General features: G+C 45.7%; 32 protein-coding genes. 13 read left to right on the forward strand and 19 right to left on the reverse strand.

The features are described 5' to 3' along the window. The first annotated feature begins 215 nt into the window (after nt 1-215). The 9 genes from JKP77_RS06425 (at nt 216) to JKP77_RS06465 (ending at nt 5604) form a co-directional block, all read left to right on the forward strand. A complete protein-coding gene (locus tag JKP77_RS06425; protein WP_218310391.1) occupies nt 216-644 on the forward strand; it encodes a MerR family transcriptional regulator in 429 nt (142 codons plus the stop codon). Continuing rightward, nucleotides 637-2880: a heavy metal translocating P-type ATPase gene (locus tag JKP77_RS06430; RefSeq protein ID WP_218310392.1), complete on the forward strand. Its 2244-nt coding sequence runs from the start codon at nt 637-639 to the stop codon at nt 2878-2880. Before JKP77_RS06425 ends, JKP77_RS06430 begins: the two co-directional genes overlap by 8 nt. An 11-nt stretch (nt 2881-2891) precedes the next feature. Continuing rightward, nucleotides 2892-3257, forward strand: a complete 366-nt coding sequence (locus JKP77_RS06435; RefSeq protein ID WP_139758074.1) for a cupredoxin domain-containing protein — start codon at nt 2892-2894, stop codon at nt 3255-3257. Next, nucleotides 3254-3592, forward strand: coding sequence for a DUF2933 domain-containing protein (locus tag JKP77_RS06440; RefSeq protein ID WP_117316793.1), 339 nt, complete (start codon nt 3254-3256; stop codon nt 3590-3592). Before JKP77_RS06435 ends, JKP77_RS06440 begins: the two co-directional genes overlap by 4 nt. Next, nucleotides 3585-4250, forward strand: coding sequence for a methyltransferase family protein (locus JKP77_RS06445; protein WP_139758073.1), 666 nt, complete (start codon nt 3585-3587; stop codon nt 4248-4250). Before JKP77_RS06440 ends, JKP77_RS06445 begins: the two co-directional genes overlap by 8 nt. Beyond that, nucleotides 4234-4668 (forward strand): hypothetical protein, encoded by a 435-nt coding sequence (locus tag JKP77_RS06450; protein ID WP_117316795.1) that lies wholly within the window; start codon nt 4234-4236, stop codon nt 4666-4668. The genes JKP77_RS06445 and JKP77_RS06450 overlap by 17 nt, the downstream gene beginning before the upstream one ends. Next, nucleotides 4661-5032: a cation transporter gene (locus JKP77_RS06455; protein WP_139758072.1), complete on the forward strand. Its 372-nt coding sequence runs from the start codon at nt 4661-4663 to the stop codon at nt 5030-5032. Before JKP77_RS06450 ends, JKP77_RS06455 begins: the two co-directional genes overlap by 8 nt. Nucleotides 5033-5093: 61 nt before the next feature. After that, nucleotides 5094-5360, forward strand: a complete 267-nt coding sequence (locus JKP77_RS06460; RefSeq protein ID WP_246601110.1) for a DUF5676 family membrane protein — start codon at nt 5094-5096, stop codon at nt 5358-5360. 82 nt (nt 5361-5442) lie between these two features. After that, on the forward strand, nt 5443-5604 hold the full coding sequence (locus tag JKP77_RS06465; protein ID WP_168190725.1) for a hypothetical protein: 162 nt from the start codon (nt 5443-5445) through the stop codon (nt 5602-5604). 135 nt (nt 5605-5739) lie between these two features. Here the strand turns inward: JKP77_RS06465 and JKP77_RS22275 are convergent, their stop codons facing one another. The 5 genes from JKP77_RS22275 to JKP77_RS06490 form a co-directional block, all read right to left on the reverse strand. Next, nucleotides 5740-5898, reverse strand: a complete 159-nt coding sequence (locus JKP77_RS22275; protein ID WP_338024847.1) for a copper resistance protein B — start codon at nt 5896-5898, stop codon at nt 5740-5742. A 291-nt stretch (nt 5899-6189) separates the two neighbouring features. After that, entirely contained in the window at nt 6190-7515 is a 1326-nt protein-coding gene (locus JKP77_RS06475) for an APC family permease (protein ID WP_218310393.1), read from the reverse strand. Nucleotides 7516-7673: 158 nt separating this feature from the next. After that, nucleotides 7674-8423 (reverse strand): copper resistance protein B, encoded by a 750-nt coding sequence (locus JKP77_RS06480; protein ID WP_218310394.1) that lies wholly within the window; start codon nt 8421-8423, stop codon nt 7674-7676. Between the two features lie 9 nt (nt 8424-8432). Then, nucleotides 8433-10247: a copper resistance system multicopper oxidase gene (locus JKP77_RS06485; RefSeq protein WP_117316806.1), complete on the reverse strand. Its 1815-nt coding sequence runs from the start codon at nt 10245-10247 to the stop codon at nt 8433-8435. 81 nt (nt 10248-10328) lie between these two features. Further along, nucleotides 10329-10718 carry a hypothetical protein gene (locus JKP77_RS06490; protein WP_117316808.1) on the reverse strand — a complete coding sequence of 130 codons (390 nt, stop codon included), beginning with the start codon at nt 10716-10718 and terminating at the stop codon, nt 10329-10331. 434 nt (nt 10719-11152) lie between these two features. On the opposite strand from JKP77_RS06490, the gene JKP77_RS06495 reads away from it, so the two are divergent. Genes JKP77_RS06495 through JKP77_RS06505 form a run of 3 tightly spaced genes read left to right on the forward strand, consistent with a single transcriptional unit; the run spans nt 11153 to nt 12869 of the window. Then, nucleotides 11153-11506, forward strand: a complete 354-nt coding sequence (locus JKP77_RS06495) for a copper resistance CopC family protein (protein WP_117316811.1) — start codon at nt 11153-11155, stop codon at nt 11504-11506. A gap of 9 nt (nt 11507-11515) precedes the next feature. Then, complete coding sequence (locus tag JKP77_RS06500) at nt 11516-12397, forward strand: copper resistance D family protein (RefSeq protein ID WP_117316812.1); 882 nt, start codon at nt 11516-11518, stop codon at nt 12395-12397. A gap of 10 nt (nt 12398-12407) precedes the next feature. After that, nucleotides 12408-12869, forward strand: a complete 462-nt coding sequence (locus JKP77_RS06505) for a YybH family protein (protein ID WP_218310395.1) — start codon at nt 12408-12410, stop codon at nt 12867-12869. A gap of 81 nt (nt 12870-12950) precedes the next feature. Here the strand turns inward: JKP77_RS06505 and JKP77_RS06510 are convergent, their stop codons facing one another. Together JKP77_RS06510 and JKP77_RS06515 are read right to left on the reverse strand one after the other, a co-directional pair. Then, entirely contained in the window at nt 12951-13682 is a 732-nt protein-coding gene (locus tag JKP77_RS06510) for a MauE/DoxX family redox-associated membrane protein (protein ID WP_117316816.1), read from the reverse strand. Beyond that, complete coding sequence (locus JKP77_RS06515; RefSeq protein ID WP_218310396.1) at nt 13675-14205, reverse strand: DUF305 domain-containing protein; 531 nt, start codon at nt 14203-14205, stop codon at nt 13675-13677. The genes JKP77_RS06510 and JKP77_RS06515 overlap by 8 nt, the downstream gene beginning before the upstream one ends. Nucleotides 14206-14315: 110 nt before the next feature. Here JKP77_RS06515 and JKP77_RS06520 point away from each other — a divergent pair, with 110 nt between their 5' ends. After that, nucleotides 14316-14711 (forward strand): ion channel, encoded by a 396-nt coding sequence (locus JKP77_RS06520; protein ID WP_117316821.1) that lies wholly within the window; start codon nt 14316-14318, stop codon nt 14709-14711. Between the two features lie 72 nt (nt 14712-14783). Here JKP77_RS06520 and JKP77_RS06525 read toward each other — a convergent pair whose 3' ends face one another. The 12 genes from JKP77_RS06525 to hypD all read right to left on the reverse strand — a co-directional run bounded on the left by JKP77_RS06525 (nt 14784) and on the right by hypD (nt 25710). After that, a complete protein-coding gene (locus JKP77_RS06525) occupies nt 14784-15593 on the reverse strand; it encodes an IS3 family transposase (RefSeq protein ID WP_338024842.1) in 810 nt (269 codons plus the stop codon). 23 nt (nt 15594-15616) lie between these two features. Next, nucleotides 15617-15886: a transposase gene (locus tag JKP77_RS06530; protein WP_117316825.1), complete on the reverse strand. Its 270-nt coding sequence runs from the start codon at nt 15884-15886 to the stop codon at nt 15617-15619. A gap of 175 nt (nt 15887-16061) precedes the next feature. Continuing rightward, nucleotides 16062-16433 carry a cation transporter gene (locus tag JKP77_RS06535; RefSeq protein WP_117316828.1) on the reverse strand — a complete coding sequence of 124 codons (372 nt, stop codon included), beginning with the start codon at nt 16431-16433 and terminating at the stop codon, nt 16062-16064. A gap of 49 nt (nt 16434-16482) precedes the next feature. Then, nucleotides 16483-16935, reverse strand: coding sequence for a hypothetical protein (locus JKP77_RS06540; protein WP_044447461.1), 453 nt, complete (start codon nt 16933-16935; stop codon nt 16483-16485). Between the two features lie 10 nt (nt 16936-16945). Then, complete coding sequence (locus JKP77_RS06545; protein WP_013755267.1) at nt 16946-17599, reverse strand: methyltransferase family protein; 654 nt, start codon at nt 17597-17599, stop codon at nt 16946-16948. Next, nucleotides 17589-17912: a DUF2933 domain-containing protein gene (locus JKP77_RS06550; RefSeq protein WP_013755268.1), complete on the reverse strand. Its 324-nt coding sequence runs from the start codon at nt 17910-17912 to the stop codon at nt 17589-17591. The genes JKP77_RS06545 and JKP77_RS06550 overlap by 11 nt, the downstream gene beginning before the upstream one ends. A 46-nt stretch (nt 17913-17958) precedes the next feature. After that, on the reverse strand, nt 17959-18312 hold the full coding sequence (locus JKP77_RS06555; RefSeq protein WP_013755269.1) for a cupredoxin domain-containing protein: 354 nt from the start codon (nt 18310-18312) through the stop codon (nt 17959-17961). Nucleotides 18313-18324: 12 nt separating this feature from the next. Then, entirely contained in the window at nt 18325-20664 is a 2340-nt protein-coding gene (locus JKP77_RS06560; protein WP_218310398.1) for a heavy metal translocating P-type ATPase, read from the reverse strand. A 24-nt stretch (nt 20665-20688) separates the two neighbouring features. Beyond that, nucleotides 20689-21099, reverse strand: coding sequence for a MerR family transcriptional regulator (locus JKP77_RS06565; protein WP_218310399.1), 411 nt, complete (start codon nt 21097-21099; stop codon nt 20689-20691). Nucleotides 21100-21218: 119 nt separating this feature from the next. After that, complete coding sequence (hypE, locus tag JKP77_RS06570; RefSeq protein WP_218310400.1) at nt 21219-22271, reverse strand: hydrogenase expression/formation protein HypE; 1053 nt, start codon at nt 22269-22271, stop codon at nt 21219-21221. Beyond that, complete coding sequence (gene hypF, locus JKP77_RS06575) at nt 22268-24577, reverse strand: carbamoyltransferase HypF (RefSeq protein ID WP_218310401.1); 2310 nt, start codon at nt 24575-24577, stop codon at nt 22268-22270. The genes hypE and hypF overlap by 4 nt, the downstream gene beginning before the upstream one ends. Then, the gene (hypD, locus tag JKP77_RS06580) at nt 24574-25710 is read right to left on the reverse strand and encodes a hydrogenase formation protein HypD (protein ID WP_218310402.1); all 1137 of its coding nucleotides are present in this window, start codon (nt 25708-25710) and stop codon (nt 24574-24576) included. The genes hypF and hypD overlap by 4 nt, the downstream gene beginning before the upstream one ends. Between the last annotated feature and the right edge of the window lie 4 nt (nt 25711-25714).

The raw sequence follows: 25714 nt of genomic DNA on the forward strand, positions 1-25714 counted from the left end.
GCTTCTGGTTTTTCTGTCCCACCATTTCACCCTCCAATTACTTGTTAGCCACAGCATAGTTGCGCCTGAAACGCCTCAAAATAGGCTATCGGTAAAGAAAATAGCACCATTTCATTTTTACGCGCCATGTAATCAGGTAAGACTTGACCTGTGTGTAAAACATAGGTCTACGCTGTAAATCGAGATTATCGAATTAGAATAGCTGTGGAGCAAATATGACAGTTAATGATATCGCAAAGTCACTGACAACAACCGCAGATACCGTGCGCTACTACACGCGCTTAGGGCTGATAAAACCAGACAAATCAAACAACGGCTATAAATTTTATTCGAGTAAGGACCAATCAAGACTCAGATTTATTCTCAGTGCCAGACAACTGGGTTTTACCGTGAAAGATATTCAACAAATTCTGGAAGAGGCTGATCATGGTAAGAGCGCCTGTCCACTGGTTCGCAAACTCATCAAGGAGCGATTGGAAGAAACTGAAAAACAGTTTCAGCAAATGTTGCAGTTGAGAGAAAAAATGGAAGGTGCTCTGAAGCAGTGGGACTCGATGGCAGATAAAGCCCCAACCTCCCACATGGTGTGTCACCTTATTGAAAACATCAACAGTGAGGGTGCCGAGGAGGCGCAAAATGGGTAAGACGGCTTCCGAACAACAATTGATTATCGAAGGTGCAGGGTGCGCAAGTTGCGTTGGAAAAATTGAGACCGCGCTCAAAAATACTCACGGCGTTGATCGTGCAGAAATGAACTTTGCAGACCGAACAGTGCTGGTCTCAGGCACTGCAGAGACAGAAGCGCTCATTACCGCAGTTGAGTCTGCTGGTTATAACGCGAAAGCACTGAATGATTCACATGGAAGTGACGGATTGGACGAGAAGGATGCCGCCGACTGGGCGTATTATAAAAAGCTGATTAGAGACACAGTTATTGCTCTGTCGCTTGGCGTACCTTTAATGATTTACAGCGTTCTGATAGGCGAAATGACCGTCGAAACGACTACGCAACGCATCGTCTGGCTTCTGGTTGGACTGCTGACGCTCGGAGTAATGTACTTTTCTGGCAGACACTTTTTCGTGGGTGCATGGAACAGCCTGAAGAACCATTCTGCCAATATGGACACGCTGATCGCGCTGGGTACTGGCACGGCCTGGGTTTATTCCATGCTCGTGGTCTTTATTCCTGACGTTTTTCCATTAATGGCAAGGCATGTCTATTTTGAAGCCACCGCTATGATCATTGGTCTGATTGATTTGGGGCTTGCGTTGGAACTGAAAGCTCGTGGCAAAACCTCGGAAGCGATTAAGCGTTTGATTGGGTTACAAGCGAAAACGGCCACGGTCCTTCGGGACAATAAAGAGGTCCATATTGCTATCGACCAGGTGCTTCTTAATGATGTCATCAAAGTCAGGCCCGGAGAGAAAGTGCCGGTAGATGGTGTCGTCATCGAAGGCCACACGTCAATCGACGAGTCCATGCTTACGGGGGAACCCATGCCGGTAGAGAAAGCACAAGATGATGAAGTCGTCGCCGGAACCCTCAATAAGTCAGGCATGATTTTGTTTAAAGCAACACGAGTAGGCAAAGACACCGCGCTGGCGCAAATCATATCCATGGTTAAACGGGCCCAAAATTCCAAGCCCCCCATCGGGCGCCTGGCCGACGTGATCTCCTCTTATTTTGTTCCTGTTGTCATGATTATTTCGGTACTCAGTGCCCTGGCATGGTTGAATTTTGGACCTGAGCCAGCTCTGGCATTTGCTATCGTTTCAGCCACCACGGTATTAATAATTGCCTGCCCATGTGCGTTAGGGTTGGCCACACCTATGTCAGTAATGGTAGGGGTTGGCAAGGCCGCGGAAGCAGGTGTACTTATTCGCAACGGTGAAGCGTTGCAAACGGCTTCAAAGATCACCGCTATGGTACTGGATAAAACCGGGACCATTACGGAAGGCACACCAAAAGTCACCGACATAATTTTAGCCAATGCCAGTGATGAAAAGCCCGTGTTGCAATTGGCAGCCAGCCTGGAAAGTGGTTCGGAGCACCCCTTGGCAATGGCAATAGTAGAAAGTGCCCTCGACCAGGACGTTGAGCTGCTTAAAATTGAGGGATTTAACGCGATTACCGGGATGGGTGTTGAAGCCAGTTGTGAAGGGAAGGCTTTACTGTTTGGTAATAGTAAGCTCATGGCTAAAAGCGAGGTGGGCATTGGTGAATACGCCGAGAAAGCACAAACACTGGCCAAAGAAGCCAAAACTCCGATGTATTTTGCTGTAGATGGACAGCTGGCTGCCATCATAGCGGTTGCCGACCCGATAAAATCAGACTCTGTCTCTGCCATCAAACGCCTGCAAGCCAATGGGACCCGGGTCATCATGTTAACGGGGGATAATAAGGAAACTGCCGCTGCCGTGGCGAATAAAGCGGGGATAAGCGAATTTTTTGCTGATGTATTGCCCGAAGAAAAAGCCAACAAAGTGCAGGAACTACAGGAGCAAGGAGAAGTAGTGGGCATGACTGGCGATGGAATTAATGATGCCCCTGCACTTGCGCTAGCTGATGTTGGCTTTGCCATCGGTACAGGAACAGACGTAGCGATTGAAAGTGCAGATATCACCTTAATGCGCGGTTCGCTTCATGGCCTGGCAGATGCAATAGCTGTTAGTAAGGCTACGTTGCGCAACATTAAGCAAAACCTGTTTGGTGCCTTTGTTTATAACGTAGCAGGCATACCTTTCGCGGCTGGCGCGCTCTATCCATTTTTCGGTGTGTTGTTAAGCCCGGTTATTGCTGGTGCGGCTATGGCATTTTCTTCGTTGACGGTGGTGTCGAATGCGAATCGGCTTCGCCTATTCAAGGCAAAAGACCACTAAGGAGATTTCTTATGATGATGATTAATATTGTCGGACTTGCGGTGATCGCACTGATTATTTGGTGGTTTTGGCTATACAAGCCTGAGCAAACAATAACTGACAGCAATGAAGTACTCATAGAAGTAAAAAATGGTGTGTACTCACCTGCTGCAATTCAGGTAAACGCCAACCAGTCGGTTACATTGAAGTTTTTGCGGAAGGACGAATCTCCCTGCTCTGAGATTTTACTGATCCCTACGTTAGATATTAGTGAGCAATTAAAGCTTAATGGTGTAACACAAATACACCTCTCAAGCATTCCACAGGGCGAACACGTCTTTCACTGCCAGATGCAGATGTATCGTGGTGTTCTAACGGTGGTAAAGGAGGAGTCATGAAAAACAGTCACCCCCGATTTTGGTCAACCCCCACGGGTTGGACGGCACTAGCGATTATCGCTGCCGCTACTTATTTTTTAATCTTCGAACATGGTCATCATGTCCTTCAGTTTCTTCCTTATCTGATATTACTGCTGTGCCCGTTCATGCACATCTTCATGCACCGTAGCCATGGTAAACATGGTCACGACCACGAACATTCTCCGGACAGTGAAAACAGGCGGCAGAGTTTTCAGGAATTGAGTGATAAGAACGCGGCTTATCGTGATGGATACATTGAAGGGGTAGAAGAAGGCCGCAAGGAAATGCATAAAAAGGACGATGGTGATGAATGACACATACGATTATGGCTTATGGTCAATGGTGATACTGAACTCAGCTATTTTTATCTTTTTTGCATTTAGTTTTGTGAAGCCCAAAACGTCCACCGATTGGCGAAGTCTGGGCATTTTTTCTGCTTTTGTTGTGGCCCTCTTTACCGAAATGTACGGATTTCCATTAACTATCTATTTCTTGTCAGGGTGGCTTACTGATACCTACCCGAAGGTGAACTTCTTCGCGCACGAAAACGGACACCTGTTACACACCTTCTTTGGTTTTGACGGTGATGCCCATTGGGACCCGTTTCATATCACCAGTATGGTGTTTATTGTTGCAGGCTTCTTTATGTTGTCTTCAGCGTGGAATGTACTGCACCACGCCCAGAAGAACCATCAGTTAGCTAAAGCTGGATGGTATGCGCGTTGTCGCCATCCTCAATATGTAGCCTTCATTCTGATCATGTTTGGCTTTTTGTTGCAATGGCCAACCATTCCCACATTGGTCATGTTCCCTATTTTAGTTGTTGTGTATGTACAGCTGGCTAAGCATGAAGAAGCTTTAGCTATTTCTGAATTTGGCGAGGAGTATGTGAATTATATCAACACGACACCACGCTGGATCCCAAACCTGAACGTTAAATTAAAAGGTGAAAACCATGAAAAAACTCACTAAATCAATCATTTTTTCAACGTCATTACTAATGGCGGCAACTGCACCAGCGCAAAGCATGAAAGGGCATGAGCACCAGGGCTCAGACAAGCAAGACATGCAAATGGGAATGAATATGTCTGGCAAAGATATGCATATGATGCATGCGAAAATGAAAGCGATGAAGGAAGAAGTTCATGCTATCAAAGAAGAAAAGGACCCCGTTAAGCAGCGTGAGATGATGAAAAGCCATATGCAATCCATAATGGGAATGATGCATATGATGCATGAGAAAATGAAAAAACAACCCATGCAAACCCAGGTTAATATGGCAGAAAAGCATCTCAAAATGATGGAAATGATGATGTCAAAAATGGAGGACAATCATTCGCCTATGTCAGAAAAAAGTCAAACTAACACTTTAGGGGGAGACCATGAGTGATTTAGATCACAGAGTAGGTGTCAGAGAAGCTAATTTAGTCATTCGCAATTTACGGCTCAGCAATGTCAATGAGGCAAATTGCGATGCCCTAATTGGAGAAGTTGATAAGCTCTTTGGCATCGATGATGTGAGTTACAACATCAAAGAGGGTGTTATTCACTTGGCATATGATGCGACACATATAAATTTGGATGGTATTGAAGAAGTCATTCGAAGACATGGTGCCGACCTTCACAATGATTGGTGGACACACACGAAAGAAGGTTACTATCAATTTGTCGACCAGAATATCAAAGACAATTCAACACACAAAGCGTGGAGTTGTCATGCAGTGCCGCCGGGATCCCACAATAAGCGTAAATGAACACAATGCGCTATATGCTCTCTCGGAATCAACATAGGGGGAGCCCAGTTAAAGGAGATAAATGATGAAAATTCAAGAAAATGCCTTTGCCATAGCTTGTGCGGCAGCGTTTGCGATTATTTGGATTGTGTGTTCCTTATTCGTCATGGCGTTACCGAACATGATGTCTGATATGACAGGCAAAATGTTACACACAGACTGGCAAGCCATGAGGTGGCACATGTCGGTATTGGGTGTATTGATAGGAGGCGTTCTTTGGACGCTTCTGGCCGGTATATCGGGTTGGCTTATTGCCAAAATTTATAATATGCAGCTTCAGAATTCATGATTAAATAAATGCACCGCTTTTGAAATATTAAGTCCGGAACAGTATTTGCCTGTTTATGCTTTTAAGTAAACAGTGAGGCACTATGATCACCAGCAATACAGAAAACGGACTGCAGAAAGCCACGCAATTACTCAATCAGCCAAGTACGGATAAACAGGTCTGTAAGCAACCATCTGAGTCACAGAAGCAAGGGCAAGAGTTTACTGAAATAATGGGTAAAATGAAGCTGCAACAAGGCGGTTAAAGGGTGCCACGTGAAGAAATAACCGGCAATAAAATGCCGGTTACTTCCGTTCTGGCCTAGCCCTCTCAGGACTAGATCTTGGCTCCGATTACCACGCCAGTTTCACTGGTTGACTCGCCATCAGCTTTTAACGCGTTAGCCACTTTTAGCCAAGGCTTTGCTGTAATAAACGCCGACATAGAGCGCTGTTTCCCGTGTAATCTCATGGCGGTAACACAAGCCGATACGAATGTTACTCAGCCCGCTTTGACGGTTGTATTTTTCCGAGTCAGTGAGGTTCGCTACAACTTCCAGGCGTGGTTACAGACAGGAAACCTGACTTAACTGCCATTCATACTCGGTTTCATTGATAAACTGCATGCCACCGTCTTCGTTAATACGAAGTGAGTTTTCCATCCTTAATCGGTAGGGGCTAGTTCAGGAGGAAAGGACATCAAGGCTAAAGAGTGATGCCCTGATGTCCTGATGTCCTGATGTCCTGATGTCCTGAAGGAAAAGATTAGCCGCAAAAAATCATAACTTTCTATTAAAAGGAAAACTTATCCTTATTAGAAATCTGCTAACCTTCCAACTCAATGACTCACATCAGTTATAATTTTTGTCATGTTCTTCATACACATGTAGTTTTAGAAACCATTTCTCAGCCGCGAATACAATAAGAAGTCCGGCCACAGAAACCCATACAATGAAGATATCTGACTTTGCTTTCACCCACAAAAATGAAAAAAGTACAACAATATCCAGAATAATTGCGCTCACTAACACCCAGGCTTTAGCGTGCACTTCATCGCGTAAATGCTTAAATACCCCCCAATGGATGAAAATATCCATTACGAGATAAAAAACGACTCCGATCGAGGCTATACGGCTTAAATCAAAGAATATGGTCAGAAATATCGCGATTGCCAACGTATAAATTAGGGAATGTCTTCTTACATCTCCCGGTAATGAAAAGTGGCGGTGAGGCACAAGCTGCATCGATGTAAGCATTGATAGCATGCGAGAAACTGCAAATACGCTCGCAACGACGCCAGAAGATGTGGCTATGATAGCAAACGCTATAGTGAACCATGCGCCATACTGACCGAAGGCGGGTCGTGATGCTTCAGCAAGAGAGTAGTCTTTTGCCTTTATGATTTCGTCAATTGATAGGTTTGCACCTACTGCAACCGCCACAAAAACATAAAGGACCACACAGATCGAAATAGAAATGATTATGGCCCTTCCTACATTTTTTTCCGGTTGTTTTAGCTCTCCGCCGCTGTTAGTGATTGTCGTGAATCCTTTGTAGCCCAAAATACCCAGTGCCACTGCTCCTAGAAATCCTGTTGCGCTGGTTTCCTGCGGTTGAGCCGATACACTTTCAAACGACAAACCGGTTGCCCAAAGCCCACCTATTGCCAAAATCGCTAGCCCTGCGATTTTTATAAAGGCCATAATGAATGAAAGCGTCTGAATGAATTGGTTGCTTAGAATATTGACAATGAATGCAACAATAAGAAGACTCACGCCAAGCGCGGGAATGAGCCACTCAACTTCCTGGGAGTCGAACAATTGCAGGACATAGGTGCCAAAAGTACGGGCAACCAGACTTTCATTGATAACCATGGAAAAAAACATCAGCAAAGCACAGGCACCGGTCATTAATCCTCTTCCATATGCTTTTTGTAAGAACATAGCTATACCACCTGCTGAGGGGTATTTTTGTGCCATTTTGACGTAACTATATGAACTAAACCCTGTGATTATTGCTGCTACAAGAAACGCAAAAGGAAACCATGTGCCAGCCAGTTCAGCAATTTGACCGGTTAAGGCAAATATACCTGCACCAATCATCACACCGGTTCCCATTGAGACCGCGCCCCAGAGACTTAACGAATCTTTATTGCTTGAATGCTCGTGATCATTCATTGTTGGTTACCCCTTGTGTCATCTGAACCAAAGCAGTCGCAGAAGTAGTTTGCTGCGGTCACGGAAAACTTTGCCCAGAAAAATAGAATTGCGACGGTGTTACATGAAGAAATAACCGGCAATGCAATGCCGGTTATTTCCCTTCTAGCGTAGGCCACTTAAAACCAAATTCTTGCACCTAACACGACACCAGCCTCACTGGTTGACTCGCCATCTGCATTTAACGCATCAGCCGTATTACCTAAGGCTTCGCTGTAATAAACGCCGACATAGGGCGCTATTTCCCGTGTAATCTCGTGACGGTAGCGTAAGCCGATACGAATATTACTCAGCCCGCTTTGACGGTTATATTTTTCCGATTCGGTGAGGTTCGCAACAATTTCCAGGCGTGGTTGCAGATAGGAAACCTGACTTAACTGCCAGTCATACTCGGTTTCATTGATAAATTGCATGTCACCGTCTTCGTTAATACGAAGTGAGTTTTCCATTTCAAACCAATAGGGGGCTAACCCCTGATAACTGATCACTGCATAGTTTTCCATGTCAGCATCTGATGCCAGTTCGCCTTTCGTTCCCAAACCAACCTGCACAGACCAGAATGCAGAGACCAGATAGCCATACAGTACTTCGGCGCGTTCCAAATCCGTCGGCATTCCATCGTTTTGTGTATTTTCGCCTTCGCTTTTAAACACGAGTCGATGATAATCGCCGCCGTACCAAGCCTGCATGTCCCATACAGCTATGTTTTGTTGCTCATCATTACGGGTATACTCAAGTCGATCAAACAGTACCTGCCCAAAATTTTCATCCGGAATGGGAGATGGCCAGTTGTCTTTTGATTGAGCCAGAGCGGTGTCACTAAAACCAAGAGTAGAGACTATAAGCCCTGCTGCTAATACCTGTTTCATATTCATCTCCTATGCGACCTGAACAACACGAAACATTCCTGCTTCCATGTGGTAAAGCAGGTGACAATGAAAGGCCCACTCCCCGGGAGCATCTGCGCTGATTTGCAACGATACTTTCTCACCGGGCTTGAGGCTTATAGTGTGTTTTCTGGGCCTCGGATACTGGCCGTTTTCCAGTTCCATCCACATACCGTGCAAATGAATGGGATGATCCATCATAGTGTCGTTAACCAGAATCAGACGAAGCCGCTCTCCGTAGTTAAAACGGACATACCCATCTACTTCACTGAACTTCTTGCCATCAAACGACCACATGTACCGTTCCATGTTGCCGGTTAAATGAAGCTCGATTTGGCGCTCAGGCTCCCGCTCGTCAGGCCATGCATGCTCACCTACCAGATCAGCATAAACCAACACACGATGAGGGCTGTTTTCGAGACCTATGCCCGGCTCGTCTAAACGCGGTCGTGGATTTTGTGCGATCATGGCGGCACCTGGCCCGTGGCCCTCTTCACTATGGACAATGTCTATCTTTTCTACTGGCAGAACTCGTGAAGATTTCATATCGCCCTTCATCATGTCCCTGTGCATGGTATGCTCGCCATGCTGGCCCATCTTCTTCATGTCCATTTCTGAAGAAGCCATACCCTTTTTCATGTCTCCAGACTGTTGCATGTCCATACCATCCATTCCCGACATGTCCATTCCCATCGCAGCCATGCCGCGCTCGGTGATGGTCCGTTGTGGAGGCACCGCTGCGGTCAGACCTAAGGATGGTGTGAGCGTGCCACGAGTATAGCCGCTTCTGTCAAAGCTCTCGGCGAAGAAGGTATAAGCCTTTCGCTCTTGTGGTTGGACAATGACATCGTACGTTTCTGCTACTGCAATTCGGAATTCATCCACATTGACCGGCTTAACCGGCTGACCGTCAGCGGCAACTACTGTCATCTCCAGTCCTGGAATACGAAAATCAAAATAGGTCATTGCAGAGCCGTTGATGATCCGCAAACGAACTTTCTCACCAACATTAAACAGAGCCTGCCAGTTATCCTCTGGGGTACGGCCATTCATAAGGTAGGTGTAGGTGCTGCCCGTCACATCCGCGATATCACGAGGACTCATGCGCATCGCGCCCCACATGGCGCGCTCCTTCCATGTCTCGGCAAGTCCTTTTTTCTCAACATCTTTCAATGTGTCGAAGATAGTTCGCTTTTGATAATTGTAATAACCCTCAGCCACTTTCAGTTTTCTCATCACATCGTGAGGGTCTGCGAAGGTCCAGTCGCTGAGGATGATAGTGTGTTCCCGATCCGCGCCGATATCGCCATCGGCAGGCTCAACAATCAGCGGACCTAGGTGGCCCCGCTGCTCCTGAAGACCGGAATGACTGTGATACCAGTACGTTCCGTTTTGCTCTACATCAAATGCATAATTAAATGTTTGACCGGGCTTGATCCCGGCAAACGAAACGCCTGGCACACCATCCATTCCAGCGGGCAAAATAATGCCGTGCCAGTGTATTGAAGTGTCCTGCTCCAACTGGTTAGTGACATTCAGTTGAGCACGTTGACCTTCCTTTAGCCTTATTAACGGCCCCGGCATCTGGCCATTTATAGTGAGCGGTAAACCGGTTTGTGAGCCTATGGCTAAATTGGCCTCAGAAATTGTCAGGTGTTTGATGTCACCGGTCAGTACCTGGTCTTTAAAGTGACGTCCTGCTGGCGCAGCCCAGAGTGGACTGACGTTAGTCAGGGCCGTCGCTGCGCTCGCAGTCATTGCGCCAAGCACGAATCTGCGACGACCATCATTAAATGAATTACTCATAAAGTTAACCTTCAAAAGTGAATGTACGCAGGCTGATAAGCTTCAACCTTAGAAAAATATCTTGCTGGAGATATCCGAAGGTCAGGTTATTGGTGGTCGATATGGAGGTGTAGAAATGCTTACAGGAACGGACAGAGCAATAAACTCATATTGCTCTGAATATTTTACCGCTAATTCGTCTTGTGAAGAATAAATCGACGCTGAGCCATGCTGACAATTTGTCATAAAACATAGGCAACCGTCCTCGCAACAATCTGAACTGCCTTTACGCGACGTGTGCATATGTGCTTTTTTCTCTGACAGCGGTTTATTTGTTACCCCGATGGTATGCTTATCTGCATGACTGGCCTTTTGTAGTAACATTTCCACCGAGACGGTCTGTTGACCTGATTCTTCATCACACGCACTTACCGGCAACGCTAGCGCTGCCAGGGAAATGACAATACATGTGAAAAGAATCTTTATACTCATGGGTAAGAAGCCTACTCCTCTGATTTTCGTAGCGTTATATTAACGATGTAGTTTAAAGTATAGAGACAGATTTTCTGCTTTCAACACTTATATGAACTTTTGTTCATATACGCAAAACTATCAAAACAGATCTCAAAAAATCGATAACGAATTTCAAATTCCAACTGTAATAAGGTTGTAATTTAGTATTTGAAGCCTCTATTTATCCAAGTGAAAAATTCCAGCATGCATTTCACACAAAATCACTGTTGACTAAGTTGACGCGACGGGGCTGCCATATCTTTAAAAACAGGAAGAAATAGTAATAAAATTTGCGTACCCTAGTCAGGGTGGGGATTAAACGGTGGTGATACCGAGAAAATACTCGCACCTATCGCTAGATTTTAGTCCACAAGACAGTGGACTAAAGAGCAATAAATAGAGAAGAGGTAGATATGCAAAACATTCTTAAAATTGGGTTAGCCCTTATGCTCATGTTCAGTGCAGGGGCAATTGCTCACGGTGATGTGATGCTTGAAAGCAGCTCACCATCAGACAATGCAATGTTGATGAGTGCCCCTGAGCAACTGACGTTAACCTATTCCAAACCATTGCGATTAATGAAAGTAAGCATTACGGGCAATGAGGCCGGTGAGGTCGACTTTGCTTTCACACCAGCATCAGGAAAGCAGGCTGCTTACACCTGGCAATTACCTGTTTTGAAACCAGATACTTACACTGTTGAGTGGATAGCAATGGGCGGGGACGGCCATAAAATGAAAGCGACATTCTCTTTCATGGTTCACTAAGCGAAACCTATGGAATTAATTCTTTGGAATGCAGCCATTGTTGTTTCTAAAGCCGTATTCTACGTAGGTTTTGCCAGTGTAGTCGGTTTTGCTTTCTTTATGCACAGGCCAGCCCAAAACCGCGCTTTTTGCAAAAATGTTGTATATCACGTGGTGCCTTTACTAGCGCTCTCTTTTTTCGCTTCTGCGCTGTGGTTTTTTGCCAAAACCGGCGCATTTTCTGAAAATGGTCTGCAAGGGGCCTTTGACCCCATAATGCTTGAAGTAATGTGGGACTCTCCTGTGGGAGATGTCACTCTGGTCAGAATGCTGATGTCTGCACTGGCGATACCTCCATTGCTTCTGGCGTTAGTCAAGCGAGTCAACTTTGTTGCTGTTAGAGCGATGCTGTCTGTACTGATAATATACGGCCTGTATAGTTTTACGCTTATCGGACACATTGCAGAAAAAGGACTCATCGATAAACTCATTTTGGCAACGCACGTCGCTATTATGGGTTGGTGGTTTGGCGCTTTGTTACCGCTGAGAATGTCATGTAAGAGCTTCTCGGTAGAGGACACAAAAAGTATCATGACTGACTTTGGCAGGATGGCAGGGTTCCTCGTGACCACACTACTCCTTATTGGTGTCTACATGGCGATAAAGCTATTTACGTCACCAGGAGATCTGATTCAATCTCAGTATGGTCTTATCTTTTTGGGCAAGATGTTAGTAGTAGGTTTATTGCTATTACTTGCTGCACGTCACCGCTTTATTCTGGTGCCCGCAATGGAGGATGCCGACGACAAAGCGCAACTGAAACGCTCCATAAATATTGAAATAGTTTTAGCCTCCGCACTGCTGTTAATTACTTCGGTATTAACCAGTGTGGTTGGGCCCCAGTTTAATTAGGAAAATAATAATGCGAAATCTGTTAGTGGCATTCATCTTAGCAGCCGCCTCACCATCCCTTTTCGGCCATGGCAACAAACCCGATGAGCACCAGTCTAAACTATCAGGCAGCGAGACCGTGCCGGGCCAGGTCGTATTGGCTTTTCATAAAGCCTTGCGAGAGCAGAATGAAGTCACAGCGAAATCATTGCTATCAGATAACGTCATAATTGTTGAAGGTGGTGGTATCGAGCGCAGCGCTCAGGAATACGCGTCTCATCATATGCTGTCTGATATGAAGTTTGTCGGCACGTTGTCTTCAGAGCTTCGGGAGCACAAGGTGACAGAGTATGGCGATTCAGCCACATCACTCTCGGTGTCTAAAAACACCACGGAGTCGGGTAAAACATACCGCTCGTATGAAACAGCGATTCTGACGAAGCGTAATGGAAAGTGGAAAATAGCACACTTGCACTGGTCAACGGCAAAATAAGTGAGTGGCTGTTTGAGGTCTAAGCGTTATTCGGCAGCCTCTGAGCATGAATTCAGAGGCGCGCCGAAAAGACCAGCGTTATTACAACAGCAACATAATTAACGCGCCAACAATCATAAACAGGTTTTCAGATAGCGATACAAATCCCAGCGGGACATTACTGTCACCGCCTACACAGGCACATTTTAGTTCACGCTTATCAACATAAACCGCTTTAAAAACGGATATAGCACCAACCGTTCCGATGAACAACGAGAATGGTGCAACAGCGAGAGCGGGCAACTGCGCGACCATTCCAATTCCTGCGTAAGCCTCGATAAATGGATAGATGTAGCCATAGCGCAACCACTTCATCGCCAATAGGTCATAGGTGATAAATGAGTTAGTAAAGCTATACAAATCCTGAAGCTTTTGTACCGCGAGCAGTGTCATGGAAAAGGCAATAAACAGCATCAGGGTTCTTATCGAGATGAAATCGCCTGAAACAGCGAACTGAAATGCCAGAGACAGCAGGGCAGCCACAGAAAAAATAGCAATAACCGGCGTGTAGGTTGTCCCTGTCTGACCTGCCTCGCCCTTATCGAAATGCTCCCGAAGCTCGTCATATCCCCCAACACGTTCATTATTAATAAACGTTTGAGGTGTAGTCTCGACGCCATGTTTCTCTTTAAATTTATCGGTTTCTTCACGAGAGGTAAGGTGGTGATCTTCTACTGAGAAGCCCTCACGCTCCAGCAAATCTTTCGATCTTAATCCGTAAGGGCATATATGTTCGTCAGTTACCATGCGATACAGGATTGCTGTCTTACTCATTTTGCTCTCCTTTACTCAGTTTACCCTGAAATTCTGGGAGCGGACGTTGCTCGGCCTCGGCCTGAGACGTTACTTTCCCATTTTCAGAAATATCTTTAATCAGCCATTCCATTTCTTTAATTTCTTTTCGTTGCGCTTTGATGATTCCGTCCGCCAGTTCACGCACACGCACATCCTTTAATTTCGAGCGCTCACTGGTAAGAATGGCGATGGAATGGTGAGGGATCATCGCTTTCATATAGGAAGTATCAGAAACTGTACTTTGGGAACGAACAAGGTAGAGACAGACGGCGAAGAGCACAGCTGCCAGCAAGAAAATCGCGACGTTAAGCTTTTTGTTATTGTACATACCAAGCATAAACGCCAGCATGACGATTGCCATGCCCGCCCCCATATACAGCGCCATATAGGTTCTCGTTTCACTGAACCATACATGGGAGACTGCGTAAGTGTTCAGATACATCATAATGAACATCGCAATCGTTGATGTAATGATCATCGCAGCAAATTTTGAGTATTTCATCTGTAATCCTTACTTAAGAAAAAACTAATTTGTGTAATATCCTCTCACCTTAAGACAAAAAGGGAGCGAATGTAGGATAATTCAAAATCCGTACCATCGAAGGGAATGTTATGATTACAGCAATAATTATTAGTGCGCTAACTCTTTTAGTGAGTGTGGCTTTGCACGTTTTTAATATATCGGTAGTTGCCGATAGCGCTATCAGGAAACTGGACAAAGTTTGGATAAAAACACAGGTCGTGGTTTTTATTGCCATCTGCAGCCAGCTTCTACTCGCGATCATTTTTGCACTGGCCTATGAAATTGGACTTGGTCTTGAGTTAGGAGGCTTTAAGCAGCCAGCTACGACGGTCGATATTTTTTATTTTTCGTTGACGACGATTACTACACTGGGCCTCGGAAGTATTGAGCCGACTGGACATTTACGAATGCTTGCAGGAGTCGAATCAGCTACAGGATTTCTCTTAATAAGCTGTTCGGCATCGAAAGTGTTCAGGCTCATGTAGCAACTGTAATTTATTTCAATTCAACATAGAGCAACTTACCCGACCAGCACAGACATAAGCTCGACTCGCTTTTCACTGGGACAACCAACACCAATGGAATTTACAAAACTCCATAGGTGTTAACTGGTTTAATGAGCGGTGTGGTCGACAGTGATTGTAGTCTTCACGCCATTGCTCAATTCGTTGGCGAGCCACCGCCAAATTGCGGAACCAGTGCTGGTTCAGACACTCATTCCTCAGTTTACCGTTATAACTTTCTATAAACGCATTTTCCGTAGGCTTTCCCGGCCGGATATATCTAACGTCCAGATTATGTTGCTGTGACCAGGCTAAAAATGCCCGGCTGGTAAACTCACTGCCATGGCAGATCAGTTGTTCGGGTAACCCGCGCGCTTCTCTGATCCGTTCAAACAGGCGAATAATACGCTCACTGCTTAAGCTGTTATCGACTTCTACGGCAATGGCCTCGCGAGTATACTCATCAACCAGATTAAACACGAGGAACTGGTTGCCGTTGAACAACGCATCGTGTACGAAGTCCATGGACCAGCGCTGCATCGGTTTCGTCGCCCGTTCAAAGGGGACTTCGCGCTGAGGGCCAACCCGACTTCGCCTTTTACGGCGTGGGATCTGAAGTCCCAGTTCTGCGTAAAGGCGCTCGACGCGCTTGTGGTTAACTGCCCCAAATTCGCGCCGAATAAGGACCGTTAGGCGTGGACTGCCGAAGCGCAGACGCTGCTTCGCCAGCGCACACAGACGCTCGCTGATGGCCTGATTGAAGCTACTGGGCTTAGTCTGATAGCGCCACGTCATACGGTTCAATCCGGCTAAATGGCATGCCCGGCGTTCGCTAATCTGAGTATAGGTAAGCATATGAGCCACTGCCTGGCGACGATGCGCGCGACTCAGTGATAGTTTCCCGCGAGGGCTGCCTTCAGTGCCTGAATATCCAGTTCTTTTTCACCAAGCAACTGCTTAAGCTTACGGTTTTCCTCTTCCATCAGCTTGAGTCGCTTGATATCACCTGATTCCATACCACTGTATTTGGACTGCCAGCGATAAAACGTCTGCTCACTGATCCCATACTGACGACAGATATCAGCGACTTTCATACCCGACTCTTTGGTTTTCAGGATCTTGACGATCTGTGTCTCGTTGTATTTTGACTTTTGCATTGTCGTTTCCTCTTTCTTTCAGTTTAGAGAAAACTCACATCATCGGTGGATTAAATTAGTGGGGAAACGTCACAGGGTCTATATGATCACGACTAGGACTGATCGTCAAATCGATCCATTATTTAACTGCTTAATAACTGTTCACGATCTCGCCCTGGGGGAAAGGTCAGTTAAACTATTTCTTTTTATGACTTTTCCCCGGTGGAACGGGATGGCAGCTCCACGGTTTATGTTTCGCATTTTCCCTAATATTTTCGTCAACGAATTGGTAGTAGCCTTCTTTCATCTTTGTCCAAAAATCATCAGAAATGTCTGCACCGTGTGCACGAATGATTGTCTCAATGCCATCTAAATTGCAGTGGGTCGCGTCATAGCCGATATGCAAAGTGTTTTTGGCTTCTTCAAATGAAACGGCATCAATACCAAAGGTCCCATCAATTTCAGCAACAATTGCTAATAAATTACCGTCGGTAATGCCGGTTAACTTCAAATGCCGTACCACTAAATTAGCCTCAGAAACGCCCACTCTGTGATCTAAATCGCTCATACTTTTCTCCTATAAATTAATTTCCTACACAGTTATGTCAGTCACGTCTCTAATTACTTAAAACGCTATTGGCATTAACCACTTGCTGCATTAACGATCGTAAAACTGTCATTCTTTGTTCTATTAACAACAAATGTTCATCTATCGAGTTCCCCATCACAACAATGTCGCTTGCTGATATGCCGCTTTCGATAAGAACAAGACTTCTTTGCAGGCCTTTTCTATATGTCTCTTTTAATCGTATTTTTTGTTCAGTATTAGATTCACTTTGGATCCTCTTCTCAATACTCGTTAAGTAGGTATCCATCATCTTCATATGCTCAACAATCAACGTTTGCCTCTCAGAAACGTCATTGATCCGTTGGATGCGTTGCATTAATGCATCCATGACGCGCTCGTTACTGCGTAACATCTCATCGGCACTCATGGATGTCTGAGCACTCGTAAAGGTAGCGGATAAAACGCCTGCGACAAACAATATTGAAACTAATGCTTTCTTCATTTTGAAATCCTTACACGGGGCTTGAAACGTTTGAATTGAGAAATCGTGGGAACCAACCTGGCGTGGCTTGCTTATATTGCCTATAGGTATCACCAAACTCAGTTTCGGCGTGCTGCTCTTCGCGTTTGGCCAGTCGAACATAGACAACAATGAGAATGGGAAACATGAGCAAAGTGGGTAGTGTTGGCCATTGCAGTAAAAAGCCAAACATGATCACAATGAAGGCAACATATTGGGGATGCCGACAACGTGCGTACCAACCGCTGGTCGCTAAGCTGCTCGTTTTTTGCGCGTGATGCAGGACATTCCACGAAGCAGATAAAACAAAGAATCCTAAAACGATGAGAACATTACTCAAGATGTGCAGTACATCCCAATGCGCATCGCCAGATAACCCCAACAGTGTATGCCACAAGTGACCATTTTCGTGACTTAAAAAATCTACGCCTGGGTAACTTTCGGCTAACCAACCGGACAAAAAATAGATGGTAAGCGGGAAACCATACATTTCAGTAAATAACGCCACGATAAAAGCGGAAAATACGCCTAAGCTTCGCCAGTCTGTTTTTGACTTCGGCTTGACGAAACTAAACGCAAAAAAGATAAATATTGCGGAGTTAATGATGACTAACGTCCAAAGCCCATAATCTGATTCACCGTGCATTGTCGCTCTCCGTTTTACGTCTTTCCTTGCGTGCCTGCTCTAACCCTTCGATATAACCTTGTCTGTATTGATCATTGTCTTCGGTTTGCTCTTTAAATGTTTGCTCGTCGTTAGTATGTGTCTCATGCCCTTTACCATGACTTCCGTGCATAAAGATATGCATCACTGGGCATAGCAGCAGGATCAAGTATGGTAAATAAGGGAAAACATGTTCACCATGCTCGACAAACAAGAAATAGCTTGCCGCCGCTATAAGTCCGATGGCGGACCAACCACTGGGGGTGCGCCAAAAAGGTAATTTTTGTTTATTCACAATACACCTCGCTTTTGTGTCGTTTAAGTTTTCAGAAAACGGTAAATCACTTGATCACCAAAGTGCCACGGTACATTTGCATCTGACAATGAAACGGATAGCGACCTGCCTTTTGGGGGGGAATAGTGACCATCACACGCTTGTTAAGCACTAATGTTTCACTGATCTCCAACTCGGGTATTAGTAGTGTTTCCGCACAGGGAGTCGCATCTTCTCTGTAGAACATCAGTTGTACAGACTCATTCGCGGGCACTGTGATATTGGCAGGTTGATACACGCCATCTTTCACGCGGACTTCGATGCTGCCGTCTCGTACTTCAGTTGACTTTGTTTGGTAAAGCCAAAACCACCAAACAATAAGCCCAATCACGACTAACCCTATCAAATTAATCCACATCATCTTTAGGTTCTCCTAGTGCTCTTTAGCTTTGAATAAACGTAATCGATTCGCGTTGGTCACTACCGTTAACGACGAGAATGCCATCGCTGCACCGGCAATTACTGGGCTAAGTAGTAAGCCTAAAAATGGATAAAAAACACCTGCAGCAAATGGGATCCCCGCGACGTTATAGATAAATGCTCCGAAAAGATTCTGCTTTATGTTTCTCAGCGTTGCCTTACTCACTGCAATCGCATCCGCTAACCCATGTAAGGAGCCTCGCATCAATGTGATATCTGCACTTTCTATTGCGACATCAGTGCCTGTTCCGATAGCAAATCCGACGTTGGCATGGGCTAAGGCGGGCGCATCATTGATCCCATCGCCGGTCATTCCGACGATTTCACCCTCACGTTGAAGTTCGAGCACTTTGTTTGCTTTATCTTCTGGCATCACTTCAGCAACGTAATCAACAATCCCCGCCTTTCGAGCAACGGCTTTTGCAGTCATACGATTGTCCCCCGTCAACATCACCACACGTATTCCGTTGTGCTGTAGGCGCTTGATGGCATCTATTGAGTCTGATTTTATTGGATCGGCAACAGCAATGACGGCAACTAATTTTGAATCAATCGCGAAATACATTGGGGTTTTAGCCTCTGCGGCCAGCCTCTGCGCTTTGTCAACGTAATGATGAAGTTCTATTGATTTTTCTTTCATCAATTTTTCATTGCCAAATAGCAAACGCTGAGAATTCAGTGTTGCCGCTACGCCCTTCCCTGCAATGGACTCAAAATCAGTCACCGAGTGGATCGGCACACCTGTCTCTTTCGCTGATTCAACGATCGCCATTGCGAGTGGGTGTTCGGAACCCGACTCCAGGCTTGCAGCTAACGAAAGCACGTCATCTTGATTGTGATCTGACGCAATAACAACGTCGGTAACTTTAGGCGCCCCCTCTGTTATGGTGCCGGTCTTATCTAATACCATGGTGGTAATTTTCGAAGCAGATTGCAGCGCTTCACCGTTGCGGATAAGTACGCCTGCTTCAGCCGCCTTGCCAACCCCCACCATGACCGACATCGGCGTGGCTAAACCTAATGCGCAAGGACATGCAATAATCAGTACCGTGGTTGCTGACACGATTGCGAAGGCAACCTCGGGAGCCGGACCAAAATTGAGCCACGCTAGTGCGCTCATTACGGCAATGATCATAACAACTGGCACGAAATAGGCAGAAATAACATCTGCCAATCGACCAATAGGTGGTTTTGAATTTTGTGCACGTTTTACCATGTTGATGATCTGAGCTAGCGCGGTGTCTTTTCCCACGCGTTCTGCCCGAAAGACGATAGAGCCTGATTTGTTGATGGTGCCGGCTACTACTTCATCGTCTTTTCGTTTCTCAATTGGCATGGGCTCACCCGTTAGCATTGATTCATCAATACTGGTTTGGCCCTCTACGACTACACCATCCACAGAAATTCGTTCTCCGGGTCGAACCCGGATAAGATCATTCAGGAGAACATCTTCAATAGGAATATCTATATCGTGTCCGTCACGAATGACGCGAGCTGTCTTGGCTTGTAAGCCGATAAGCCTTTTAATTGCCTCGGAAGTTTTACCGCGTGCTTTGATCTCAAGGGCTAAGCCTAAATTAATGAGACCAATGATCATGGCTGTCGCCTCAAAATAGACATGCCGTGCCATTTCGGGAACATATCCAGGAAAGAATACAACCACCATAGAGTAAAACCAGGCGGTTCCTGTACCCAAGGCTATCAAAGTATCCATATTGGCCGAATGATTCTTAAACGAATTCCAAGCGCCTACATAAAAATGACGACCAGAGAACACCATGACACCCAATGTCATGAGACCAATAATTAACCATACAATTCGCTCCATGGTTGTGTTGACGCTCATTTCTCCCGTCACCAAGCCATAGATCATGAGCGGGACACCAAGCGACAATGAAATGACCATGTCTCGCATTAACTTTTTATAATATGCCCAGTCCGCTTGCTCCTTTTCTTCAATGGCAGCCTCATCAGAGTCGGCATTAGCTAACGTTGCGTTGTACCCAGCTCCCTCTACCGCACCAACCAGTTTGCTTGGCGAGGCATTACCATTGATAAGCACTGTACGCTGTGCAAAATTCATTTCTGCGCTGGTGACGCCTGCGACTTGTTTTAAGGCTGTTTCAATTTTAGTGACGCAACTGGCACAACTCGCCCCTTGGATATTAAGTTGAACCTCACCCAAATTAGCAGAAACGTGCTCAGTCTTCGTTTCACTACCAACCGCGTCACTAGTGGTTGATACTTTACTGTCGCCACCACAACACGCATGTTTTTTTGTATCTGAATTCATGAACCACTCCCTATTTAAATAATGTTATGACTTAAGCGCTGTGAAACCTTCAATTAAATGGCATATCGTATCGGCCGTTGGAGGTTGATCGGGTTTGTTTTGCCACTCTGAAGTGGCTAAGCGCATGCGCTCTCTAAGTTCATGCATGTCCTGATACCGCTGTTCAGTCTCTTTCAACCGTTTTTCAATAAGACGCCTTACCGTTGGACACGGCGCATTGGTTTGTGAAGATGTAACTAGGATCTCTTTAATATCATTGACCGAAAAACCTAATGAGCGCGCACTTAAAATGAACCGCAGTCGCGTCACATCCGCCGGCCGATAATACTTGTATCCATTGTGGGATTTATTTGGGACCAAAAGTCCAATGCGCGTATAATAGCGTACGGTATCAACGCTAATATCTAGTGCATCTGCTATTTGTTTTACCCGCATTTTAAACCCCCGTCTTTATCAACATAGTTGTGCCGGTAAAACACGCCTTTAATCCTATGTTTTACTCTCACCTTCACACGATAAACCTGTGAGCAGCTCACAGGTCAACACCTAAACCTTCAACAGATCCGTGGAAGTGGCTCATCTTCAAGTTCACTCATGAAGCGTCGCCCTCCCATTGGCGTAATAATCGACACGCGGCCCTTTAAGTCTGTATTTTTTGATATAACACCAATATGTTGGGCATTTTCACCGTTTTTTATACCCCGCCAATGAGTGAGTACTTCGCTGCTAATATCGGGACTGACAATTGCAATAACGCGTCCCTCACAAGCCAAAACGAAAGGATCAAAGCCTAGAATGTCACACACGCTTGCGACCTCTGGACGCACCGGAATGTTATTTTCAATTAGCTCGATATTGAAACCCGTTTCAGTTGCCACGTCATGGAGTAACACTGATAGTCCTCCACGCGTTGGGTCTCGGACAAAACGAACGCCATTTAAGTCTCTGATTGCATTGACTAACGGGAAAACGCTGGCACAGTCGGACTTTAATTGGCCGTGCAACCCATAGTCCTCACGCGCCAGTAATACGCAAGCACCGTGATCGCCAACAGAGCCACTGACAAGTACGTGATCGCCCGGCCTTATAAGACTCGTATCCCAAATTGGTGTGTCTTGGCTGTCACCTACACCCGTTGTATTGATATAAACGCCACCACCGAATCCCTTGGGAACGACTTTAGTATCTCCCGTTATTATGGCCACATTGGTTTCTACAGCAGCTTGATGCATTTTATGGACAACCTCCTTGAGAGCCGTCATCGAAAAGCCTTCTTCAATAATGAATGCAGTACTGATATACCGAGGGGTCGCGCCAACGACAGCCAGATCATTCACGGTACCGTAAATACTTAATGCCCCCACATTGCCACCTGGAAATGTGTAAGGTGAGACAACGAAGCTATCGGTTGTCATACTCAGAAAGGGACCGGCGAAGGTTACCGAAGCCGCGTCGTGTAGCAGATCTAGTTCTTTATTGGCAGTATTTTTAAACACATCATTAATAAGTTTTTTGGTCAATATTCCACCATTGCCTTGCGCTAACCGAATAGTATCGGTGTCCAACGGTTCTGATGATGCTCGATTATTACGCTCTATGCCTTTCATGATGATCTCCTTGAGCAATATTCGTGAATTTGCCCGACACTTATTGCTGCATCGTTTAAAGGTAAACTGCTTGGGATAACAACAGGAATGTCTGATTGTGCAAAACGTTCAGCTAGGCCATCGCATAAAATGCGGTTTTGGAAGACGCCTCCGGCCAAACCAATATGTTTGAAATCATACTTTTTGCGACAACGCTGGGTTAACTCCCACGCAGTTTCAATGAGTGATGCGTGAAAATTTGCGGCGCGGATTTGTGCGGGTACTGTTTTATCAAATAGGTCAGGCACCATCGTTCGCCAGTCCATTAGAATGAAATCATCATTTTTCTGTATCAAGGATAACGGCACAATCTTGGATGGCGTGGATGCAACACTCTCAAGCATCATCGGTGCTTGCCCTTCATATGAGACTTCACTTTGTTCACAACAGGCAAACGCAGCTGCATCAAACAGTCTTCCCATCGAACTACTAAAATAACAATTAAGTTCGTTTTTCCATGCCTTGAAACTCAGGTGCTCTGGGTCAAAGGGGGTCAAATCGACCTCCATGAAACTAGTCTCCCATGCAAGTGCTGCGGCGCTGCGCCAAGGCTGATATGGTACTTTATTCCCGCCTTGCAGTTTCATAGGAGCCAATGATGCAATGCGTTTCCAATTGCCCGGTGAGCCCCAAAACACTTCACCACCCCACAAATCACCATTACTGCCTATCCCTGCCCCATCCCATACAAAAACCAAACTAGGTGACGAGACTTCAGCAGATAACGCCCAGGCGGATGCGTGGGCACGATGATGTAAAATTTCACTGGACGGTAATGGGCTGTCCTTGGCCCAACGAGAACTAATATAGCCAGGATGTCGGTCACACAGAATACGCTGCGGGCTGACATGATAAAGGTCTTGAAAATCACTGATACATTTTTCAAAATGTGCCTGCATTATAGGCGAATCTAGGTCGCCAATATGCGGCGTTACCACTAGTCGGTTCTTCCATGCGAACGATACCGTGTTTTTCTGATTCGCCCCCACCGCAAGAAGGGGTTCTTCCACGTCATAGGGAAGCGTTAATTCCAGGGGGCTTAAGCCCCGCCCCAGACGAAACGGTATAGCGCCTGACATCACAGTTCTTAGAACGGAGTCGTCAAGTTTGTGACAGATATCGCGATTATGATGAACAAAAAAATCAGCCAACATGGAAAGCTGTTGTTGTGCAGACGACGTCGATGTGACCATAGGTTCACCGTATTCATTGCCTGAGGTTGCGATCATCGGACGATTGAATTGCTTCATGAGCATCAAATGCAAACCACTGCATGGTAACATCACCCCCAAATCACTAAGCATTGGCGCTACGTTTTCTGCAATGGGTGCATTGCGTTTTTTTGGTGCAAGCAAAATAGGTCTTATAGGGCTTGATAGGAGCGCTTTATCTTGACTGTTTACCACCACACAGTTATCGAGCCAACTCTGTCCAGGAACATCGCTTTGCGGCTCTGGAAGCATCACCGCAAAAGGCTTGTCGGGTCGATTCTTTCGTCGCCGCAGTAGATCAACCGCTTCAGTGTTTTGCGCGTCACAAATTAAGTGATACCCGCCGACACTTTTTAACGCAATGATTGCACCTTGGTTAAGGCATCCCACAACCGCAGTCACAACATCGTCATCACCTTGCGCGATCACACGACCGCCAACTGTTGAACAAAACACTTCAGGTCCGCATGCGCGACAACTGATAGGCTGTGCGTGAAAGCGCCTGTCATGCGGGGATTGATATTCTTGGTGACACGTCTCACACATAGGAAACGCAGACATACTAATATTTTTTCTGTCATAGGGCATTGCCCGCAACATCGAGAATCGTGGTCCACATTCGCTGCACGCGATGAAACTATAATCACTGCGCCGGTTAGCTGTAGACAGTAACTCGGACTGACAAGCGTCACACAAATACAAGTCTTTAGGCACTGATACCGTCCCGCTTAATGGGTCATGACTGCTTTCTTCTATCGAAAATGTGCCTAAGCCATTGGGTTTAATGCTTTTCTTTTCGAGCAAACACAACGATACCAGTGACGCATTATTTAGTAAGTCATATGAAAACTGTTCAACATCTGATTCTGAGCCTTCAATATGTATGCGCACACACCCACAATCGTTTTTGACCCATCCCACAAGGTTTTTTTCATGGGCTAAACGGTAAATCAAGGGTCTAAAGCCAACGCCTTGGATCATCCCTGTAATGATTAGCTCATACGCAATCGTTTTTGCATTATTTTGATTTGCTTCGTGCGAGCCGGAAGCCGTCATGACTTTATCTCCACTTTTTGCGTATTTCCCTTTTCAATAACTTCTATTACTGAGCGCTCACCAGTGCTATACCAGATTCTGCAAGCCCCCTCGTCGGAAACCATACAGGCTCCTTTGGGCGAAGCCGGTATACATTCCTTACCGAAAAATGGGCACCCATCAGGTGCCATTTGCCCAAGTATCACTTGCTCACAGGACGGGGGTGTTTTTAGACCGGTTTGTATAATTCGTGAACTAGAATCGATTGGCTCATAATGGTTGGTAACGTCTAAGTGCGACAATTTTGCAGCCAATGAAAATCCAGAACGCGGTATGACACCAATTCCACGCCAATGCGCATCAACCTGAGTAAACGCTGTTTTTAAAAGAGTTTTAGCCGCTGAGTTACCATGGTGCTTGACTACTTCGGGATAGCTATTGTTCAGCGTAATGACTCTGCTAGAACAGTTTTTGATAAGTGCATGGATCGACAAAAGCAGACTTTCTGGATGAAATCCTGAAATACTGACGGGTAAATCATGATGGTCGATAACAAATTGCCATTCTTCACATCCCATAATGGTTGCGACATGGCCTGGTGCAATAAGGGCGTCAAATGTATCTTTTTGACTTCTAAGCACATGGGCAACAGCTGGCCAAGTAAGACGTCCAGACAATAAAACTTTAAGGTTATTGGGCAAATCAGCAAGCAATGCTGCTGCAACCGGTGCCATGGTGGTTTCGAAACCGACCGCAAAAAATACAACCGCCTTTTCAGGTTCACCTATCGCAATAGATACTGCTTCTTGCACAGACGAAATAGGACGAACATCTGCTCCACTATTTTTTGCTGCTATCAATGAATCACAACCATCGATAGCACAATCGATGGGCACGCGGAGCATATCACCAAAACTCGCAATGACGACGTTTTCGTTGAGTGCTAAGTGAATCGCGAATGCGATATCTTCTTCTGGACAAATACAGACGGGGCAGCCTGGGCCGGGGATCAGATGAATATTGTGTTGAAATAACGTTCTAAAGCCAGCGCGCGTGATCGCGCGCTCATGACCACCACAGACATTGAGAATACGGAGCGGTTTTGTAAGCGGCGTTTTCTTGATCAGATCTAGCAACGATTCAACACTATACATACTC

It is taken from the genome of Alteromonas antoniana (assembly GCF_019249295.1).
Classification (GTDB): Bacteria; Pseudomonadota; Gammaproteobacteria; order Enterobacterales; family Alteromonadaceae; genus Alteromonas; species Alteromonas antoniana.

What these genes read in the sequence shown, in the direction of transcription:
- JKP77_RS06560 (WP_218310398.1), bottom strand. Translation starts at nt 20,664, where the DNA reads ATGAATTCAGATACAAAAAAACATGCGTGTTGTGGTGGCGACAGTAAA.
- JKP77_RS06445 (WP_139758073.1), top strand. Translation starts at nt 3,585, where the DNA reads ATGAATGACACATACGATTATGGCTTATGGTCAATGGTGATACTGAAC.
- JKP77_RS06450 (WP_117316795.1), top strand. Translation starts at nt 4,234, where the DNA reads ATGAAAAAACTCACTAAATCAATCATTTTTTCAACGTCATTACTAATG.
- hypE (WP_218310400.1), bottom strand. Translation starts at nt 22,271, where the DNA reads ATGAAAGGCATAGAGCGTAATAATCGAGCATCATCAGAACCGTTGGAC.
- JKP77_RS06515 (WP_218310396.1), bottom strand. Translation starts at nt 14,205, where the DNA reads ATGAAATACTCAAAATTTGCTGCGATGATCATTACATCAACGATTGCG.
- JKP77_RS06485 (WP_117316806.1), bottom strand. Translation starts at nt 10,247, where the DNA reads ATGAGTAATTCATTTAATGATGGTCGTCGCAGATTCGTGCTTGGCGCA.
- JKP77_RS06465 (WP_168190725.1), top strand. Translation starts at nt 5,443, where the DNA reads ATGATCACCAGCAATACAGAAAACGGACTGCAGAAAGCCACGCAATTA.
- JKP77_RS06510 (WP_117316816.1), bottom strand. Translation starts at nt 13,682, where the DNA reads ATGAGTAAGACAGCAATCCTGTATCGCATGGTAACTGACGAACATATA.
- JKP77_RS06535 (WP_117316828.1), bottom strand. Translation starts at nt 16,433, where the DNA reads ATGAGCGATTTAGATCACAGAGTGGGCGTTTCTGAGGCTAATTTAGTG.
- JKP77_RS06480 (WP_218310394.1), bottom strand. Translation starts at nt 8,423, where the DNA reads ATGAAACAGGTATTAGCAGCAGGGCTTATAGTCTCTACTCTTGGTTTT.
- JKP77_RS06440 (WP_117316793.1), top strand. Translation starts at nt 3,254, where the DNA reads ATGAAAAACAGTCACCCCCGATTTTGGTCAACCCCCACGGGTTGGACG.
- JKP77_RS06555 (WP_013755269.1), bottom strand. Translation starts at nt 18,312, where the DNA reads ATGATGTGGATTAATTTGATAGGGTTAGTCGTGATTGGGCTTATTGTT.
- JKP77_RS06435 (WP_139758074.1), top strand. Translation starts at nt 2,892, where the DNA reads ATGATGATGATTAATATTGTCGGACTTGCGGTGATCGCACTGATTATT.
- JKP77_RS06475 (WP_218310393.1), bottom strand. Translation starts at nt 7,515, where the DNA reads ATGAATGATCACGAGCATTCAAGCAATAAAGATTCGTTAAGTCTCTGG.
- JKP77_RS06490 (WP_117316808.1), bottom strand. Translation starts at nt 10,718, where the DNA reads ATGAGTATAAAGATTCTTTTCACATGTATTGTCATTTCCCTGGCAGCG.
- hypD (WP_218310402.1), bottom strand. Translation starts at nt 25,710, where the DNA reads ATGTATAGTGTTGAATCGTTGCTAGATCTGATCAAGAAAACGCCGCTT.
- JKP77_RS06495 (WP_117316811.1), top strand. Translation starts at nt 11,153, where the DNA reads ATGCAAAACATTCTTAAAATTGGGTTAGCCCTTATGCTCATGTTCAGT.
- JKP77_RS06540 (WP_044447461.1), bottom strand. Translation starts at nt 16,935, where the DNA reads ATGAAGAAAGCATTAGTTTCAATATTGTTTGTCGCAGGCGTTTTATCC.
- JKP77_RS06500 (WP_117316812.1), top strand. Translation starts at nt 11,516, where the DNA reads ATGGAATTAATTCTTTGGAATGCAGCCATTGTTGTTTCTAAAGCCGTA.
- JKP77_RS06505 (WP_218310395.1), top strand. Translation starts at nt 12,408, where the DNA reads ATGCGAAATCTGTTAGTGGCATTCATCTTAGCAGCCGCCTCACCATCC.
- JKP77_RS06455 (WP_139758072.1), top strand. Translation starts at nt 4,661, where the DNA reads ATGAGTGATTTAGATCACAGAGTAGGTGTCAGAGAAGCTAATTTAGTC.
- JKP77_RS06520 (WP_117316821.1), top strand. Translation starts at nt 14,316, where the DNA reads ATGATTACAGCAATAATTATTAGTGCGCTAACTCTTTTAGTGAGTGTG.
- JKP77_RS06430 (WP_218310392.1), top strand. Translation starts at nt 637, where the DNA reads ATGGGTAAGACGGCTTCCGAACAACAATTGATTATCGAAGGTGCAGGG.
- JKP77_RS06460 (WP_246601110.1), top strand. Translation starts at nt 5,094, where the DNA reads ATGATGAAAATTCAAGAAAATGCCTTTGCCATAGCTTGTGCGGCAGCG.
- JKP77_RS06565 (WP_218310399.1), bottom strand. Translation starts at nt 21,099, where the DNA reads ATGCGGGTAAAACAAATAGCAGATGCACTAGATATTAGCGTTGATACC.
- JKP77_RS06425 (WP_218310391.1), top strand. Translation starts at nt 216, where the DNA reads ATGACAGTTAATGATATCGCAAAGTCACTGACAACAACCGCAGATACC.
- hypF (WP_218310401.1), bottom strand. Translation starts at nt 24,577, where the DNA reads ATGACGGCTTCCGGCTCGCACGAAGCAAATCAAAATAATGCAAAAACG.
- JKP77_RS06530 (WP_117316825.1), bottom strand. Translation starts at nt 15,886, where the DNA reads ATGCAAAAGTCAAAATACAACGAGACACAGATCGTCAAGATCCTGAAA.
- JKP77_RS06545 (WP_013755267.1), bottom strand. Translation starts at nt 17,599, where the DNA reads ATGCACGGTGAATCAGATTATGGGCTTTGGACGTTAGTCATCATTAAC.